We start from the raw sequence: 15,140 nt of genomic DNA, 5'->3' as shown, positions 1-15,140 counted from the left end.
TTATACATGCTCAGCAGTCTCTTCTCTTGTATGGTTTTCCTTTATCGATAGGATCAATTGATCCTTTTGAGTCCATAGCTCATTCACCCAGTGTTGACACTGATCACGGAACTCCTCGTCATTACTGTAATCTCTGCCAAGATAAGCGTCAGAGATTTCCTGTTTTTCAATTTTTACTCTGATCTTGTCATCTCTGCCACAGAGGAAATCCCAGAATGATGGGACCCCATCCTGGTACACAATGGTGATATTAATCAATGTGCGCAGCTGTTGCCCCATTGCTCCAAGCACAAAACCAGCGCCACCGGCTCGTGGTTTTAGCAGGTATTGAAAAGGTGACTTTTGTTGTCTGTGCTTGTTATCTGTGAATCGGGTTCCTTCCATAAAGTTAAAAACTGATACAGGAACATCCCGGAATTTTTCACAGGCTTTCTGGGTGGCCTTAAGATCTTCACCGCGTTTCTCCGGGTACTTTTCCAGATAGGCTCGTGAATAGCGCTTCATAAAAGGGAAGTCCAGCGCCCACCAACATAAACCGATGACGGGGACCCAGATCAGCTGCTGCTTCAGGAAGAATTTCAGCATGGGAATTCTGCGGTTCAGCAGGTGCTGAACAATAAAAATATCTGCCCACGACTGGTGATTGCACGTTACAAGATACCATTCATCTTTCTTGAGGCTTTCCAGGCCTTCAACCTGCCACAGCATAGGGCGAGTGAGTTTCATCCAACCACTGTTGATACTGATCCAGCATTCAGCAATAGCGATGCATATACGGGTACATAATTTGTGCCATGACTTTATGGGGATTAAAAAACGACTGAGGCTGAATAGAAGCAGCGGGATACACAAAACGAGAGTATTAAAAGCAAGTAATAGTGCCGAGCAGATACCACGAGCCCATAGCGGCAGAAAAGTGAGCATAGCCAAGATTCTTATTTATTTTTAATCAGTTTGATTTGGCATTCTACGTGTGTAGTTGTCAGTGATTCAATAGGGTTGGGTGATCCTATCAATTTAGCCTGTCAGACAGATCCGTGGTGCACTAATTCCTCATTACAATTTAGCAAAATCCGATTTGACCTGATCAAGGCTCAGTCTGTCCTTTTCTGTGGTCAACAGCTTAAGTATCAAGCTTTGAAAGTCAGGGCTTTCACCTAACGTCTTCCCGAACCGAGTAACTATATAATTCTTTCTTTGATCATTAGTCAGACTATTAAATTCGAACACATTCTTCAGAGCAATCGTTTGTCTTGCTTTATCAGCCTTCTGCTCATCGGACAGGTCGGTTAAATTTTGAACACTCTGCTTTGTTTCTTTGACAGTACGAGCATACTCGGGATAATCGGTGTAGTGTTCTGGTGTCCAGCCTGTAGCCAGTTCTAACATAAGAATACCAAATTGCCATAAATCATAGCCAGCACCATATTTGCACTCAGCTTCTCGACTGTGAAATTCTGGAGCTAGTTGGTGAGCCGTTCCACATGGTGTCGTTGCGTTTGTTCCTTCATCAAGGTAACGAGCAAGACCGAAATCGGTCAATGCAAATCCGGTTGAAGTTTTTAAAATATTTTCTGTTTTTATGTCTCTATGTATACGTTTGTTTAAGTGAATGTGCTCAATGGCTTTCAGCACGTCTCTCCCAACACGCTTAGCAAATGCTAAAGAGGGTTTTTCATCTTGTTCAAACAGGTCTTTACCCACACACCAGCGAGAAATGATAGCCATAACTTGATATGAACTTTCATCGGCAGCGGGCAAATCACTTTGGTTACTGACAGAATAGTATTTTTTATCAATATTATTTCTCAGAATAATATGTTTGGGGGCAATAACATTTGGGTGCTCAGGCAATCCCACGGCAACTGCTTCACCTCTCTGGGGCGTAAGCCATTGTGCATTTTCTTTAATCGGCTTTAAAATTTTTACTGCGTAAGCCTCTCCTCGAGCATCCAACCACTTGCTAACATAACCTTGAGTGCCCGGGGGAACTGGTGTTGAGGCGGGTGCAGGTGTTAATTGAAGAAGCTTTTCTACCTGCTCCCTGGTGTTGATAAAACTGAAGTCAAGATCGAGGTCGTTAGGTAAAAGGTTGCTAAGTGTTTCAGTAGTGGAGGGCGTGACTGGTTTTACATCATAGTTAATGATTTTCTTATCAACCCAATCTCCCCCCACTCTACCAACAACTATTCCGGTAAGGCAAAGAGCGGCAGATGCCTCTCTTTTAAGCCCGAAGCAATAACAGCAAGCAAGACTGGCACCCAGACCGGTAACAACCCCGACTTGTTCAGCTGTACTTACATGTTGAGAAGTTTGGGGAAGTACTGCTTGAAGGTAAGTTAACATCTTTTCCATCTTTGATTTTTTATACAAAGCTATTGACTGCCGCCAATACCAAAAGTTCAAGGACAGGGATGTAAGTAGGCAAATCTCATATTGCAACTTTATGAGTGATTAATTTTTTTATATCTTGCCAGGCAATGCCTTCCCGCTTTTTATTCTTTTCACCCCTGTTTCCATTTTGTACGGCCAGAATTTCAGCCGCAATAGCAATGGCTATTTCAGCCGGTTTTCGGCCACCAACACTCTCCAGTCCAACCGGGCAATGCATATGATCAATTTCAGCTTGTGAAAAACAACCTCTGTGTTCCAGTCGTTGACGAAAACGCTTTGCCTTGGTTTCTGAGCCAATCACTCCCAGCCAACGACTCTTGTCATATTTCAGCGTTGCTTCCGTAATGGCAAAGTCCAGCTGGTGGTTGTGAGTGACGACCAGAAAAAACGTACCCTCTGGCAGGTTGTCGACCTCCAGCTCTGGCTGATCGCTGATACAGATCTGGACATTTCCCGGTATCTCCTCTGGAAACAGCTCTGCTCTGCTGTCGATCCAGGTAATCTGGCAATCCAGAGGAGCCAGAACATTCACCAGTGCATGACCAACATGGCCGGCGCCAAACAGAGCGATTCGAAAACCACAGGTGGTGATGGGTTCCAGCAGCGCACTGACGCTGCCACCACAGCACTGCCCGAGTTTGGGGCCAAGAGGGAAGTGTTCCAGAACCGGCTCTGAATGATCATTAAGCAGCAGCTCCCGGGCTTTCTGGATCAACAGAAACTCCAGCTGCCCGCCACCGATGGTATCAAAGCACTGGTCAGCAGTGACTAGCATTTTACTACCGGACTTTCTGGGGGCAGAGCCTGCTGAACCCAGAATGGTAACCAGTACTCCAGACTCACCGGTTTTCTGAAGATTGGCCAATGCGTCAATCCACATACTCTGTCCCTCTCACATCGGTCTTTTTATAGCACTGCATTTTTTATGGATGTGACTGCCGTCAATACCCTTTCCGGGGTGGCAGGCACATCAATTTGTGGATTTACCTGATAATCAGCAAGGCTGGAGACAGCATCCCGAATAGCACACCACACCGACATACCCAGCATAAATGGGGGCTCACCGACCGCCTTTGAGTGATAGATCGTGTGCTTCGGGTTCGCCTGCTGGAACAGCTCAACATTAAATACCGGTGGTATATCTTCAATGGTTGGGATTTTATAGGTAGCAGGGTTGTTGCTCAGTAAACGTCCGCTGTCGTCCCATACCAGTTCTTCAGTTGTCATCCAGCCCATGCCCTGGATAAAACCACCTTCAATCTGCCCCTGGTCAATGGCCGGGTTCAGTGAGTGACCCACATCATGAAGAATGTCCACTCGATCAACCTTGTACTCTCCCGTCAGAGTATCCACTGTCACTTCTGAAACGGAAGCCCCGCAGGCAAAGTAATAGAAAGGCCGACCACTGGCTGTTTCCCGATCGTAGTGAATTTCCGGAGTGCTGTAGAAACCACTGCTGGATAAAGAGATACGGTTCAGATAAGCGGCCTGAATAAAGCCTTCAAACGGCATTTGACGTTCACCCAGATGGACTTCGTTATCATGGAATGAAACTTCCTGATCTGAAACACCATAGTGCTCAACAGCAAACTCGATCAGACGATCCCGAATTTTCTGACAGGCATCCTGTGCTGCCTTGCCATTAAGGTCCGAGCCACTGGATGCCGCGGTGGGTGAAGTGTTGGGTACTTTATCGGTGCGGGTCGACGTGACCTGAACCAGTTCAAGAGAAACGCCGAACTCGTTGGCTACGATCTGGGCGACTTTGGTGTAGAGACCCTGGCCCATCTCTGTTCCGCCATGGTTGATCTGAATACTGCCATCGGTATAGACATGGACAAGAGCACCGGCTTGGTTCAGGTGTTTCGCGGTAAAAGAGATACCAAACTTTACCGGTGTCAAAGCCAGTCCTTTTTTCAGTACCGGGCTCTGCTGGTTGAAGGTGCTGATTGCTTCTCTTCGTTGCCAGTAGTCAGAGCTTTCTTCCAGCTTACCGATAACATCATGCAGTACGTTATGTTCTACCCGCTGGTGATAATGAGTAGTGTTCCGTTCCGTAATGCCATAGAGGTTTCTCTTGCGAACCTCCAGAGGGTCCAGACCAGTTGAGCGTGCAATGTCGTCCATAATCCGTTCAATGACCAGCATGCCCTGAGGCCCACCAAAGCCTCTGAAGGCTGTGTTTGATGCGGTATTGGTTCGGCAGCGATGACCGATCACGGTAGCGTTATTCAGATAATAGGCATTATCTGAGTGGAACATGGCCCGGTCGACAATGGCGTCGGTCAGGTCCGGAGAGTGTCCGGCATCACCGGCCAGTTCGATATCAACACCTTCCAGCATGCCTTCCTGATCAAAACCGACGTTATAGCGATGGCGAAAAGGGTGACGCTTACCGGTAGACACCATATCCTGCTGTCGATCAACTCGAAACTTGACCGGTCTGCCGGTTTTTACTGCCAGAAGCGCGGCAATACAGGCCGGGGCCGCTGCCTGGGTTTCTTTACCTCCAAAACCGCCGCCCATGCGACGGACGTCGGCCACTACTTTACTCAGCGGTACGCCGATGACTTCAGCGACCAGTTTCTGAACCTCAGAAGGGTGCTGGCTTGACGTGTATACATGAAGCTGACCATCTTCCTGGGGAATAACACTGGCGATTTGCCCTTCCAGGTAGAAATGTTCCTGGCCACCGTTCGACATCTGTCCTGACAGCTGGTGATCGGCATGACTGATGGCCTGTCTGGCATCGCCTTTCTTCATGGTGTGGTCAGGCCGAACAAACGAGTTTTGTTCCATGGCCTGATCGATACCTAGAATTGCTTCAAGTGCGCGATATTCAATAACGGCTTTTCGAGCGGCTCTTTTTGCGGCTTTATGGGAAGTTGCTGCCACTGCAAAAATCGGTTGTCCAATATAATCCACCCGGCCTTCAGCCAGCAGCATGTCTCCCGGAAAAACAGGGCCGATATCTTTGTGACCCGGAATGTCTTCTGCGGTTATGACAGCCACAACACCGGGAGTATTCCATACTTCATCAAAATTAATACTGATGATCTCTGCATGGGCTTCTGTCGAAAGACCAAATCCTGCGTGCAGCTGGTTGGCCATTTCCGGGCGATCATCAATATAGAGTGCTTTACCAGTCACATGAAGGTGAGCACTGTCGTGTTTAGCTGAACGGTTTCCGCTCATGTGAAGAGCGTGACGCTCGTCAGCCGAAATCGGAGTTTCAGTTTCTTTGCTCATGATCAGTTCAGGGCTGTTCGTCAGCTCATGGCTGTCATTGAACTCAGGGCTGCCATCGAGCTTATGAGTCTGTTTCAGTTCACTGGCCAGATCCGGTAGTTTACGCATGACAGATAATCCTTACATTCTGGCCAGACAGTTCCATAAAATAACGCTCCAGCAAATTACAGGCAGCTTCAAGGCGGTACTCGCTGCTGGCCCGAACATCCGACATGGGTTTGAACTCCTGACGGATAGCTGCTTTTGCCCGGCTGAGCGTTTCGTTATTCAGTGGTGATCCGGTTAAAATCTGCTCACACAATTCCGCTCGCTTGGGAATGGCCGCCATGCCGCCCAACGCCACTCTTGCCCTTGTTATTTGACCATCACCATTGGTCTCCAGATTAATCGCGGCAAGGACGGTAGAGATATCATCACCATAGCGCTTACTGAGTTTATAAACTTTTAGCTGGTGAGGTTTTTTGGGAATACGAATTCGGGCAATGTATTCACCCGAGGTAAGTTCGGTCTTTTTGTAATCCAGGAAAAACTGGTTAAGCGGGATATTCCTGATGTTATCTCCGTAACGAAGATCCAGAGACGCATCAAGAGCCAATAAAACAGGAGGCGTGTCGCCTATGGGTGAGGCGTTGCCGATGTTGCCACCCAGGGTTCCCTGATTACGTATCTGCTGGGAGCCCAGCCGATCCAGCATTTGAGCAAACTCAGGATAGTACTTTGTAAATATGGACTTTATGCTCCGATAAGTGACCGCAGAGCCAATTACCAGTTCATTGTTATCTTCATGAATGGTCTGCAGAGAAGGAATATTCTTAACGGAGACCAGTTTTTCAATTTTCTTCAGTTGCTGGGTTACATCGAGCCCAAGATCGGTACCACCGGCCAGAATTCTGGCGTCAGGGTTATCCAACAGATACTGTGCGAGCTCATCTTCACTGGCAGGAATACATGCACCGTTACCATTCACACTGCCTTGCTGCTCTATGGTTTGTAGCTTGGACAGGGTTTCCTCACGGTTTCTGAAAAACTCATCATCTGGTTGAGCATTGGCCAGGCTGTTAGCCGCATCAACCAGGGGGCGGTAGCCGGTGCACCGGCACAGGTTTCCACCAAGGGCTTCAAGAACATCGGGTTTGTCTTCTGCACTTTCATGGTGAAGAGCAAACAACGACATCACAATGCCCGGTGTGCAGAAGCCACATTGGGATCCATGGTGATCAACCAGTGCCTGCTGTACAGGGTGCAACTCACCCTTTTTAATTTGCTGGTCGGCCTCGTGAGAGCCTGCAAGATCTTCTACCGTCAGTAGCTGCTTACCATGAAGCGAAGGCATCAGGGCAATACAGGCGTTCATAGTCTTGTATTTCAGCTGTCCACCTTCTGGCTCACCGACCACAACGGTGCATGCGCCACAGTCACCCGAGCAGCAGCCCTCTTTGGTTCCAGTACGCTTTTCATCAGCCACAGGCTTTGAAGAGCTCGTTTCAGTATTGCCTCGAAGATAATCAAGAACCGTGGTGTCTGAAGCGGTGTCCTCAACTACGACGAGCCGATCGTTTAGAAGAAAGCGAATCACGATGGCAATGTCCCTTTTTCATTCTTTTTATTATGACTTTCTATGACGAGAATGCCATGACAGCTCGTTGAAGCTTTCGTTAGATAGGCTGTATGACATTTCCAGCTTTTTACTTTTTATTAATTTGACTATCTGGTCAGGAAAATAGCAAGGGATCAGCTGTGAATTTTGTTGACCATAAAGTCAGAAATTTGCATTGATTCAGATCAACTTGTTAGTCTTGCCAGGCTGGATAAAAAATCCTCAATGCGCAGAGCATAAAAAATAAAAAATACAGGACTGGAAGTTTCTATGAACTCAGTGGATACGAAGTCACTATCATCGGCAGATGATAAGCCAGCGTTTCTGGATCGGCTGTTCAAGCTTAAAGCTCATAATACAACGGTAAAAACAGAGCTGGTGGCCGGTTTCACCACCTTTATTACCATGTGTTACGTGGTGTTTGTGATACCGGGCATGCTGTCCGATGCAGGAATGGATAAAGGCGCCTTGTTTGCGGCTACCTGCCTTGTCGCAGGTTTAAGTTCCATCGCTATTGGCCTGTATGCCAACTGGCCGGTAGGCCTCGCTCCCGGTATGGGCTTGAATGCTTTCTTTGCCTATGCCGTTGTTCTGGGAATGGGTTACTCATGGGAACAGGCCATGGGCGCTGTTTTCTGGGGTGGTATTGGGTTCATGCTGCTGAGCCTGTTTAAAGTCCGTGAGTGGATTATTGACAGCATTCCGAAGGGGCTGCGAGTGGGTATTACTGCAGGTATCGGCCTTTTCCTCGCTCTGATTGGTCTGAAAAACGCCGGTATTGTGGTTGCCAGCCCGGGGACCATTATCACGCTGGGTGATATTACGCAGTTCAGCCCTGTGATGGCCTGTCTGAGCCTTCTGTTGATTCTGGGTCTGGCTTACCGTGGCTTTAAAGCTGCCGTGCTGTTAGCCATTGTTGTTGTCTCGGGAATAGGCCTTATGGCCGGAGATATCGCCTTTCAGGGAATATACTCTGCACCGCCCAGCCTTGAACCTGTGGTTGGCAAGCTGGATATTATGGGTGCCCTGAAACCGGAGATGCTGGGTGTTATTGTGGCTTTCATGTTTGTGAATCTGTTTGATACCACTGGAACATTGATTGCTGTTGGCGATAAAGCTGGCCTGGCTGATCAGAATGGCAAGATGCAAAATATGAACCGGGCGATGATTACAGACGGAACCGCTTCCTGGGCTGGAGCGCTGGTGGGAACACCGACGGTTACCTCCTATGTAGAGAGTGCATCAGGTGTGGCTGCAGGCGGTCGAACAGGTCTGGTAGCCGTCACTGTAGGAGTGTTGTTTCTGCTTTGTATGTTTCTTTCGCCATTGGCGGCGATGGTTCCAGCCTATGCAACCGCAGGAGCCCTGATTTATGTCGCAGTATTGATGGCCGGTAGCCTTGCGAATATTGACTGGAATGATTTGACTGAAGCTGGCCCGGTACTGATTACCGCCATCATGATGCCACTGAGCTTCTCTATTGCTAATGGCATTGCCCTCGGTTTTATTGCTTATCCTCTGGTAAAACTGCTGGCAGGCAGGGCCAGTGAAGTCAGTATCAGTGTGTGGATATTAGCAACGCTGTTTGTGCTGAAATTTACGTTCTTCGGTATTTGATTTCATTGGCTGTTAAGGAATATCGCATAACGGATAGCGATATTCCGTCATTTTTATTGGTGTCTACTGACTAGGGATATAGTGGTTCTTTACCTTAATATCCGCTCGGATTTTTATATGAATTAGAGTGGATCATAAATACCATGAAAAAGCTTTTTTCCTTAGTGTTGATGAGTGTGCTGAGCTTTGGCGTTATGGCCGATGACTGGAAAAAGCTCGGTGAGCGTCGTGTTTCTTTTCAGAGCGAACAGGATGTAATCCATGTTAGTGGCTTCAAGGGTAAGTACGACACTATCGCATTCAAAGTGGACAGAGCTCCGATTTTCATGAAGAAAATCAAAGTTGTCTTTGGCAATGGCAAGTCACAGACTATCCACATCAACAAGCGTCTGCACAAAGGCAAGCGTTCACTGCCATATCGTCTGATTGATGGTGATCGCATTATCAACAAGATCGAGATGGACTACAAAACCGCTATCGGTGGCCATAAGTACGCTGAAGTAAAAGTTTACGGTAAGCGTAGCTGATTTCTTTACAAAAACAGTGCTTTCCAGGCAGCATTTCTTGCTGCCTTTTTTATTTTCAATGAACCCTCTTTTCAGCTATCCATATAAAATCGCTAGCAGAACTATGATTTCTGTCTATCTTTACTGCTTCTATCCACCAATTAGTGATGGAAGTGCATGCTACGAACGGCAGTCATCGGAGCGGGCTATCTTGGCAGATTCCACGCTGAGAAATATGCCCGATTAGCGTCCAGTCACCTGGTCGGTGTGGCTGATATTAATGAGATTTGTGGCCAGCGAGTGGCCAGTGATTGCAACACCCATTATTTCAGGGACTACAGAGACCTGATTGGCCAGGTAGATGCGGTAAGTGTTGTAGTGCCAACGGTCATGCATCACACCATTGCCCGTGATTTTTTAAAAGCCGGTGTGCACGTGTTGGTAGAAAAACCAATAGCCAGCAATTTATCACAGGCAGAGGAAATGATTAGACTGGCTCGAGAAAAACAGCTGATTCTTCAGGTTGGCTTTCTTGAACGTTACAACGCTGCGCTAGGCAGTGTCTCTGATAAAGTCAAACAACCTCGATTTATTGAGTCTCACCGTTTGGCTTCATTCAAACCGCGATCCATGGATATCAATGTCATTATGGATCTTATGATTCATGATCTGGATATCATTCTTAATATTGTTGACTCTCCTTTGATAGGTATTGCGGCTAATGGAAGTGCCGTTTTATCTGACACCATTGATATTGCTCAGGCGCGCTTATCATTTGCCTGTGGTTGTGTTGCGAATGTAACGGCGAGCCGAATCAGTCAGAAAAGCAAAAGAAAGATGCGTATCTTTCAGAAGAGCTCCTGTATCTGTGTTGATTTCCAGGAACTAAAAGTCAGCCATTTTTTTAAAGGGGAAGGAGAGCAGCATCCAGGGATCCCTGTTATCGAGTGCAATGAGCAGAGCTACCAGGGTAATGACGCTCTGAAGCTGGAGATTGAAGACTTCCTACAGAGTGTTGAAGCTTCCAATCCGCCAAGAGTCAGTGGTGAGGATGGTAGAAACGCGTTGAATGCAGCAAATCAGATCTCTGAAATTATTGCTGAAACAGGTGTGAGTCTATAGCGGCACGTAAAAGCCGAAGCCAGTATTTATCACCGCATAATTGGAGCCATGAATCAAAAAGTATGAACAAAATACCGATGGTTGATGTATTGGCATGGCATCGTCCCATACAGAAAAAGCTGGAAGAAAAAGCGGTTCAGGTGTTGCGTAGCGGTCGTTTTATCATGGGAGAAGAGGTGGAAGCCTTTGAGCAGGAAGCTGCACAGTATTTGGGGGCTAAATATGCCATTAGTTGTGCTAATGGTACGGATGCGCTTGTTTTGTCTCTTCATGCTGCCGGTATTGGTCCTGGAGATGAGGTATTAACGACAGGGTTTACCTTTTTTGCTACTGTCGAGGCCATTATGCAGGTAGGGGCAACACCTGTTCTGGTCGATATAGACTCCGAAACGTTCAATATTGACCCCGTAGAGCTGGAACGCAGTATTACTTCCCGGTGTAGAGCTGTTCTTGCTGTCCACCTTTTTGGTTTGCCTGCTGCCCTTAATGAAATTCAGGCTGTTTGTGATCGTCACGGTTTAAAGTTGCTGGAAGATTGCGCTCAATCTTTTGGTGCTTCCTATCAGTCCCGAAAAACAGGCAACTATGGTTTACTGGGGGCTTTCAGCTTTTTTCCCAGTAAGAATCTTGGTGGTTTTGGTGATGGAGGACTGGTAATCACCAGCGACTTGCAGGTAGCTGAAACTGTGCGGATGCTCCGAAATCATGGCAGTGCATGTCAGTATTATCATGAGTGCTCAGGCTACAATAGTCGTCTGGATGAAATTCAGGCTGGTTTGTTAAGAATCAAGCTTCAATATATTGAAGAATTTAATAACGACCGTAGAAAGATTGCTGAATGGTATCGTGAGTTGCTGCAGGATACAGACATTCTTTGTCCTGAAGAGCGAGAGGAGCATATCTATCACCAATTTACGGTGGTTTTGCCTTCTGGCAGAGATATGGTCAAGAAGCGTCTGGCCGGGAAGGGGGTTTCCAGTGCTATTTATTACCCATTGCCTTTGAATAAGCAAAGGGCTCTGGCGGGACTTGCCAGTGAATATGAATTGCCGGTTTGTGAACAATTGTCTGAGCACTGCCTTTCATTGCCTATATATCCGGGAATGACCAGAGGTCAGGTTGAGTCTGTTGTAGGTGTATTGGTTAAAGCTATGCATTAATGCTGTAGTGGAGTGTGCATCAAGCTATTTAACTATTTCAGTAATATTTTAGATGGCAGGAGTTTATTTATGCCCTCTAACGGGATTGAGGGATCTAGTGAAGTTGCAATCATAGATATTAGAGAGACTGGCGCTGACCGGTCTCGTCCCGCGACTAGCTGGAAAGGGTTCTTTATATCGGAAAGTCACAGCACTGTGTCGAAGCTGGCAGCATCAGGGATTTGTCTTGTTGGTGGTATTTGTACAGGTATTGGTATCCAGCAAAGAAGTCCTGCCATTTATATTGTTTTTCCAATCCTTACTCTTATTGCAGAGACGGCTTATTTTGGTTGCAGAGCATATAATTATTTTAAAGGTAGAAATCATAATTTTGAAGAAGTAGAAGGCCTCATTACAACAAGGACAAGAGGAGGAGTAGCTTACGATCGAATTATGCCCGAAGGTTCAAAGTGTGTATATGAAGAAAAACTTGTTTTATCAGTAAATAATTTGAGCGCTATGGATTTTTTGAAAAGCTTTGAGGCTAACTACTTTAGACCCGGTGATTCGGGTTTTGAGTCTCAGGTGAAATTATTCCAAGATCTCAAAAACAGGTTCCCAAACTATTTTTCAAGGCATGAAGAAATCAGCTCGCAATTAATATTAAAAGATAAAGAACAATGCAAAACAGTTTTGGAGGGGGTTTTTAATTGTTATAGACAAGAATTTAATAAAAAAAGTGAGTATCTAATTCTAGTTACCATTGATGATGGAGATTGTTTATACGATGCATTATGGCAAGGGCTGAGTCCTGACATGAAAGAAGATTTATTACAGAAATACCAAGAAGAAATTGATGAGCAAGCAAAGCCGGTAGAGAGTGGATATTCTCCATATTTTGCTCTTAAAGCTTTGTTATGTGAGGTTGCTGATAAAGAAAAGTATAGAGTAACCATTTTGAAAAATGGTGAAGAGTTAGGGTCTACATCATACAGTTCTATCGATGGTTACAAATGTTTAATAAAGGATAAAGGTAAGTTTTGGGGACGACATAATATTGAAGGTAAAATTCTAGCAGAAGAGCTTGATCTCAATCTAACACTAATTGCAGGGTGCGATTATAATCAACAGGCAGGCTTTACTTATTGGGAAGATGAGCAGATCTATGTGAGTAAAACAGCCAAGAGTACGCTCTATATTGAAAATAGTCATCAGCATTATAGTGCAGCTCTAAAGCAAGTGATTGGCAGTAGTACTGATGTATCTACTACGTGATATCAGTGGTTAAATGCCTGAGCTGATTTAATATTCAGAACAACCACTGGCAAGAGCCAGTGGTTGTAGTTTTTTGACAGCCTTATGCTATAGCCAGCTTTTTCAACGCTTCAAACTTTTCCAGTTGCTCAGGGAAGAAGTTCTTCTCTTTATCCCTACGCAGGTAAACTTTAAACAGCATACGCCCCTGCTTACTCAGGAATTGAACGGAACGGGTTTCTACTCCATGGAATGGCTTGCTAACCACAGCGATAACGGCAACATTATCAACCTTCAGGTGTCCTTTAAGAGGCGTGCGTCGATCACTTAGGTTGTAGTAGCCGAACTTCTCACCGCCTTTCGGAAAATGGCCGACCATTTCAAAAATAGAACCATCCACATCAATCACCAGAGTCAGTTCACCCCAGGTTTTGATGTCTCGCAGTACATCCAGATAATGGTTGGCATCGATTAATGTCACCATATCAGCAGGCATTACCTGAATAATTTCCAGTTCGCTGGCATTCAACTGGTTGGCAATTTCTGCCGATAAAATTGCTGGGTTTTCAGTCAGAATATCCTGCACCTGTTTGGCCAGTGTCATGCCGCTTTCTCCGTGTTTTGTCCATCTAATGGATGTTGTTCAAGAAAATTAATCAGTGCCTGGTGCATGGTGACGTTCCAGAACTGTCCTGGCAGCGTCAGGTCGAGAATGCCATGGTGAATGGTTGCCAGACCGTTTTCCTGCCATGCTTCGAACAGAGGCATGCAGTGGTCACTCATACCTTCACCACCCGCATGGTTAAGCTTGGCAATCTCCAGCCAGCCACGGTCAAATCCGGAGCCGATCGTTCCCAGAAGCGGTTTGTTACCTGTTGCTTTACTCATCATCATGATGGGTTTTTTGCCGGCATCCAGCGCGTCATAGTAGGCCGGCAAGGCTCTAAGACTCATGGCATTGTGTCCGGCAAAGTTACCACCGGCACCGGAACCAAAAGGCATGATCTCGGCACCAGACTTTACGCCGTGGTTATATATGTTCCGCTCGCGGGTATCTCTTCCCCAGTGGCTGACACTCAGTCGGCCCACCCTATGGGAACTCAGGGTTTCAACGCCCATACGGAACATTTCAGCGCGCTCCGGTGAGCTTGCCGGCTCTGGCATGGAACCTTTTTCAATGGACTGTTTCATTCGGCTGGAACCCAGCAGAATCAATTGATAAAGGTCTACACCATGAGCTTTGGATTGCAGAAAGGTATAAAGGTCCCGCTCCCAGTCATCAAGGGTTTGGCCAGGCAAACCAAACATCAGGTCTACGACGACTGCCGCGTTATTCAGACTGTTAAAATAGTCTAGCCGTTCCAGTAGAAATTCACCGGAATCGATACGGCTCATGCGACGGCGCAATGTTGTATTAAAACTCTGTGCTCCCAGGGAGAATCGGTTAAACCCTGATTCCAGGCAGGCAGCAATTTTGTCATTGTCAAAGCCATGAAAACGACCTTCAAAGGTTATTTCTACGTCATTTGCCAGCGGCAAGGATTCGCGAACCGCATTGCCAAGACGAAGAATCTGTTCTGGTGTTAGATCCGTGGGGGTACCACCGCCAAAATAGACTCCATGAAACAGGCCTTCCTGTGTCCAGGCATCCTGTGCCGACATGCGGATTTCCCGTTCCAGGTAATCAACATAACGGGCTATTTCATCTTTCTTCGTGGTGTTCTGAAAGAAACCACAATAAGAGCAATGAGTGCGACAAAAAGGGATATGGATATAGGCAAGCCGCTTACCATTAGTAAGCAGTTTCGGGTTTGCAGGGCTATCCATCAGTTGCCGGTATACATCCTGAGTCTGCTCGGCAGGAACTGGGATGGAGCCGCTTTGGGTATGGGCTGACTTTTTGCCGGCAAAGGCAAACTTCAGTGGATCAGGGGATGATATCCCGGTCAGCTCGGGACCCAGGGTGTGTCTGGCAACCATAATTGGATCGTTCTAACTTAAAAATGAGAATCGTTATTATTTGTATTTATCCGGTTGTGCGCAATTGATACAGATCAACAAAATTCAGGTGTAAAACTTCGGTTTGCCGCTGGCGGTATGGGGGTTGCATGATAGGAGATTGCGTTTTTTGGATGCTAAATAGGTGAGGTGATATCAAGTTGTTTCTGGCGTGCTTGTATGAAATACAATTGTACTAACGTAAACTGAAATTGTTGGTTTTTTTGTAAAACATTTTTATTCCGATATGCAGTTTATTATTTT

Annotated in this window: 12 protein-coding genes; 5 read left to right on the top strand and 7 right to left on the bottom strand. The window is 46.3% G+C overall.

The genetic code is table 11. The annotated features are described in order from the left end of the window. The 5 genes from GV64_RS23180 to xdhA all read right to left on the bottom strand — a co-directional run bounded on the left by GV64_RS23180 (position 1) and on the right by xdhA (position 7,219). Entirely contained in the window at positions 1–924 is a 924-nt protein-coding gene (locus tag GV64_RS23180) for an acyltransferase (RefSeq protein ID WP_034844501.1), read from the bottom strand. Positions 925–1,056: 132 nt separating this feature from the next. Further along, positions 1,057–2,355, bottom strand: coding sequence for a protein kinase domain-containing protein (locus GV64_RS23175; RefSeq protein ID WP_081622117.1), 1,299 nt, complete (start codon positions 2,353–2,355; stop codon positions 1,057–1,059). 76 nt (positions 2,356–2,431) lie between these two features. After that, positions 2,432–3,274: a xanthine dehydrogenase accessory protein XdhC gene (xdhC, locus tag GV64_RS23170; protein WP_020582458.1), complete on the bottom strand. Its 843-nt coding sequence runs from the start codon at positions 3,272–3,274 to the stop codon at positions 2,432–2,434. Positions 3,275–3,300: 26 nt separating this feature from the next. After that, the gene (xdhB, locus tag GV64_RS23165) at positions 3,301–5,751 is read right to left on the bottom strand and encodes a xanthine dehydrogenase molybdopterin binding subunit (protein ID WP_020582459.1); all 2,451 of its coding nucleotides are present in this window, start codon (positions 5,749–5,751) and stop codon (positions 3,301–3,303) included. Next, positions 5,744–7,219, bottom strand: coding sequence for a xanthine dehydrogenase small subunit (gene xdhA / locus GV64_RS23160; RefSeq protein ID WP_020582460.1), 1,476 nt, complete (start codon positions 7,217–7,219; stop codon positions 5,744–5,746). The genes xdhB and xdhA overlap by 8 nt, the downstream gene beginning before the upstream one ends. 291 nt (positions 7,220–7,510) lie before the next feature. On the opposite strand from xdhA, the gene GV64_RS23155 reads away from it, so the two are divergent. From GV64_RS23155 to GV64_RS23135, 5 genes are all read left to right on the top strand, one after another. Continuing rightward, positions 7,511–8,857, top strand: coding sequence for an NCS2 family permease (locus GV64_RS23155; protein ID WP_020582461.1), 1,347 nt, complete (start codon positions 7,511–7,513; stop codon positions 8,855–8,857). A 143-nt stretch (positions 8,858–9,000) separates the two neighbouring features. Next, positions 9,001–9,384 carry a DUF2541 family protein gene (locus GV64_RS23150; protein ID WP_020582462.1) on the top strand — a complete coding sequence of 128 codons (384 nt, stop codon included), beginning with the start codon at positions 9,001–9,003 and terminating at the stop codon, positions 9,382–9,384. 156 nt (positions 9,385–9,540) lie between these two features. Next, entirely contained in the window at positions 9,541–10,485 is a 945-nt protein-coding gene (locus GV64_RS23145) for a Gfo/Idh/MocA family protein (protein WP_020582463.1), read from the top strand. A 62-nt stretch (positions 10,486–10,547) separates the two neighbouring features. Then, complete coding sequence (locus GV64_RS23140; RefSeq protein WP_020582464.1) at positions 10,548–11,645, top strand: DegT/DnrJ/EryC1/StrS family aminotransferase; 1,098 nt, start codon at positions 10,548–10,550, stop codon at positions 11,643–11,645. A gap of 69 nt (positions 11,646–11,714) precedes the next feature. After that, on the top strand, positions 11,715–12,899 hold the full coding sequence (locus GV64_RS23135) for a hypothetical protein (RefSeq protein WP_020582465.1): 1,185 nt from the start codon (positions 11,715–11,717) through the stop codon (positions 12,897–12,899). 82 nt (positions 12,900–12,981) lie between these two features. Here the strand turns inward: GV64_RS23135 and hutX are convergent, their stop codons facing one another. Both hutX and hutW read right to left on the bottom strand, forming a co-directional pair. Continuing rightward, on the bottom strand, positions 12,982–13,482 hold the full coding sequence (gene hutX / locus GV64_RS23130) for a heme utilization cystosolic carrier protein HutX (protein ID WP_020582466.1): 501 nt from the start codon (positions 13,480–13,482) through the stop codon (positions 12,982–12,984). After that, positions 13,479–14,858, bottom strand: a complete 1,380-nt coding sequence (gene hutW, locus GV64_RS23125) for a heme anaerobic degradation radical SAM methyltransferase ChuW/HutW (protein ID WP_020582467.1) — start codon at positions 14,856–14,858, stop codon at positions 13,479–13,481. The genes hutX and hutW overlap by 4 nt, the downstream gene beginning before the upstream one ends. Positions 14,859–15,140: the final 282 nt, after the last annotated feature.

This window comes from Endozoicomonas elysicola (assembly GCF_000710775.1).
GTDB lineage: Bacteria > Pseudomonadota > Gammaproteobacteria > Pseudomonadales > Endozoicomonadaceae > Endozoicomonas > Endozoicomonas elysicola.
Note: the sequence above shows the minus strand (reverse complement) of the source record. Positions and strands in the feature narration are given on the sequence as shown.

Coding starts and splice junctions, on each gene's coding strand:
- GV64_RS23135 (WP_020582465.1), top strand. CDS start 11,715: ATGCCCTCTAACGGGATTGAGGGATCTAGTGAAGTTGCAATCATAGAT.
- hutX (WP_020582466.1), bottom strand. CDS start 13,482: ATGACACTGGCCAAACAGGTGCAGGATATTCTGACTGAAAACCCAGCA.
- hutW (WP_020582467.1), bottom strand. CDS start 14,858: ATGGTTGCCAGACACACCCTGGGTCCCGAGCTGACCGGGATATCATCC.
- xdhC (WP_020582458.1), bottom strand. CDS start 3,274: ATGTGGATTGACGCATTGGCCAATCTTCAGAAAACCGGTGAGTCTGGA.
- GV64_RS23150 (WP_020582462.1), top strand. CDS start 9,001: ATGAAAAAGCTTTTTTCCTTAGTGTTGATGAGTGTGCTGAGCTTTGGC.
- GV64_RS23145 (WP_020582463.1), top strand. CDS start 9,541: ATGCTACGAACGGCAGTCATCGGAGCGGGCTATCTTGGCAGATTCCAC.
- GV64_RS23155 (WP_020582461.1), top strand. CDS start 7,511: ATGAACTCAGTGGATACGAAGTCACTATCATCGGCAGATGATAAGCCA.
- xdhB (WP_020582459.1), bottom strand. CDS start 5,751: ATGCGTAAACTACCGGATCTGGCCAGTGAACTGAAACAGACTCATAAG.
- GV64_RS23180 (WP_034844501.1), bottom strand. CDS start 924: ATGCTCACTTTTCTGCCGCTATGGGCTCGTGGTATCTGCTCGGCACTA.
- GV64_RS23140 (WP_020582464.1), top strand. CDS start 10,548: ATGAACAAAATACCGATGGTTGATGTATTGGCATGGCATCGTCCCATA.
- GV64_RS23175 (WP_081622117.1), bottom strand. CDS start 2,355: ATGGAAAAGATGTTAACTTACCTTCAAGCAGTACTTCCCCAAACTTCT.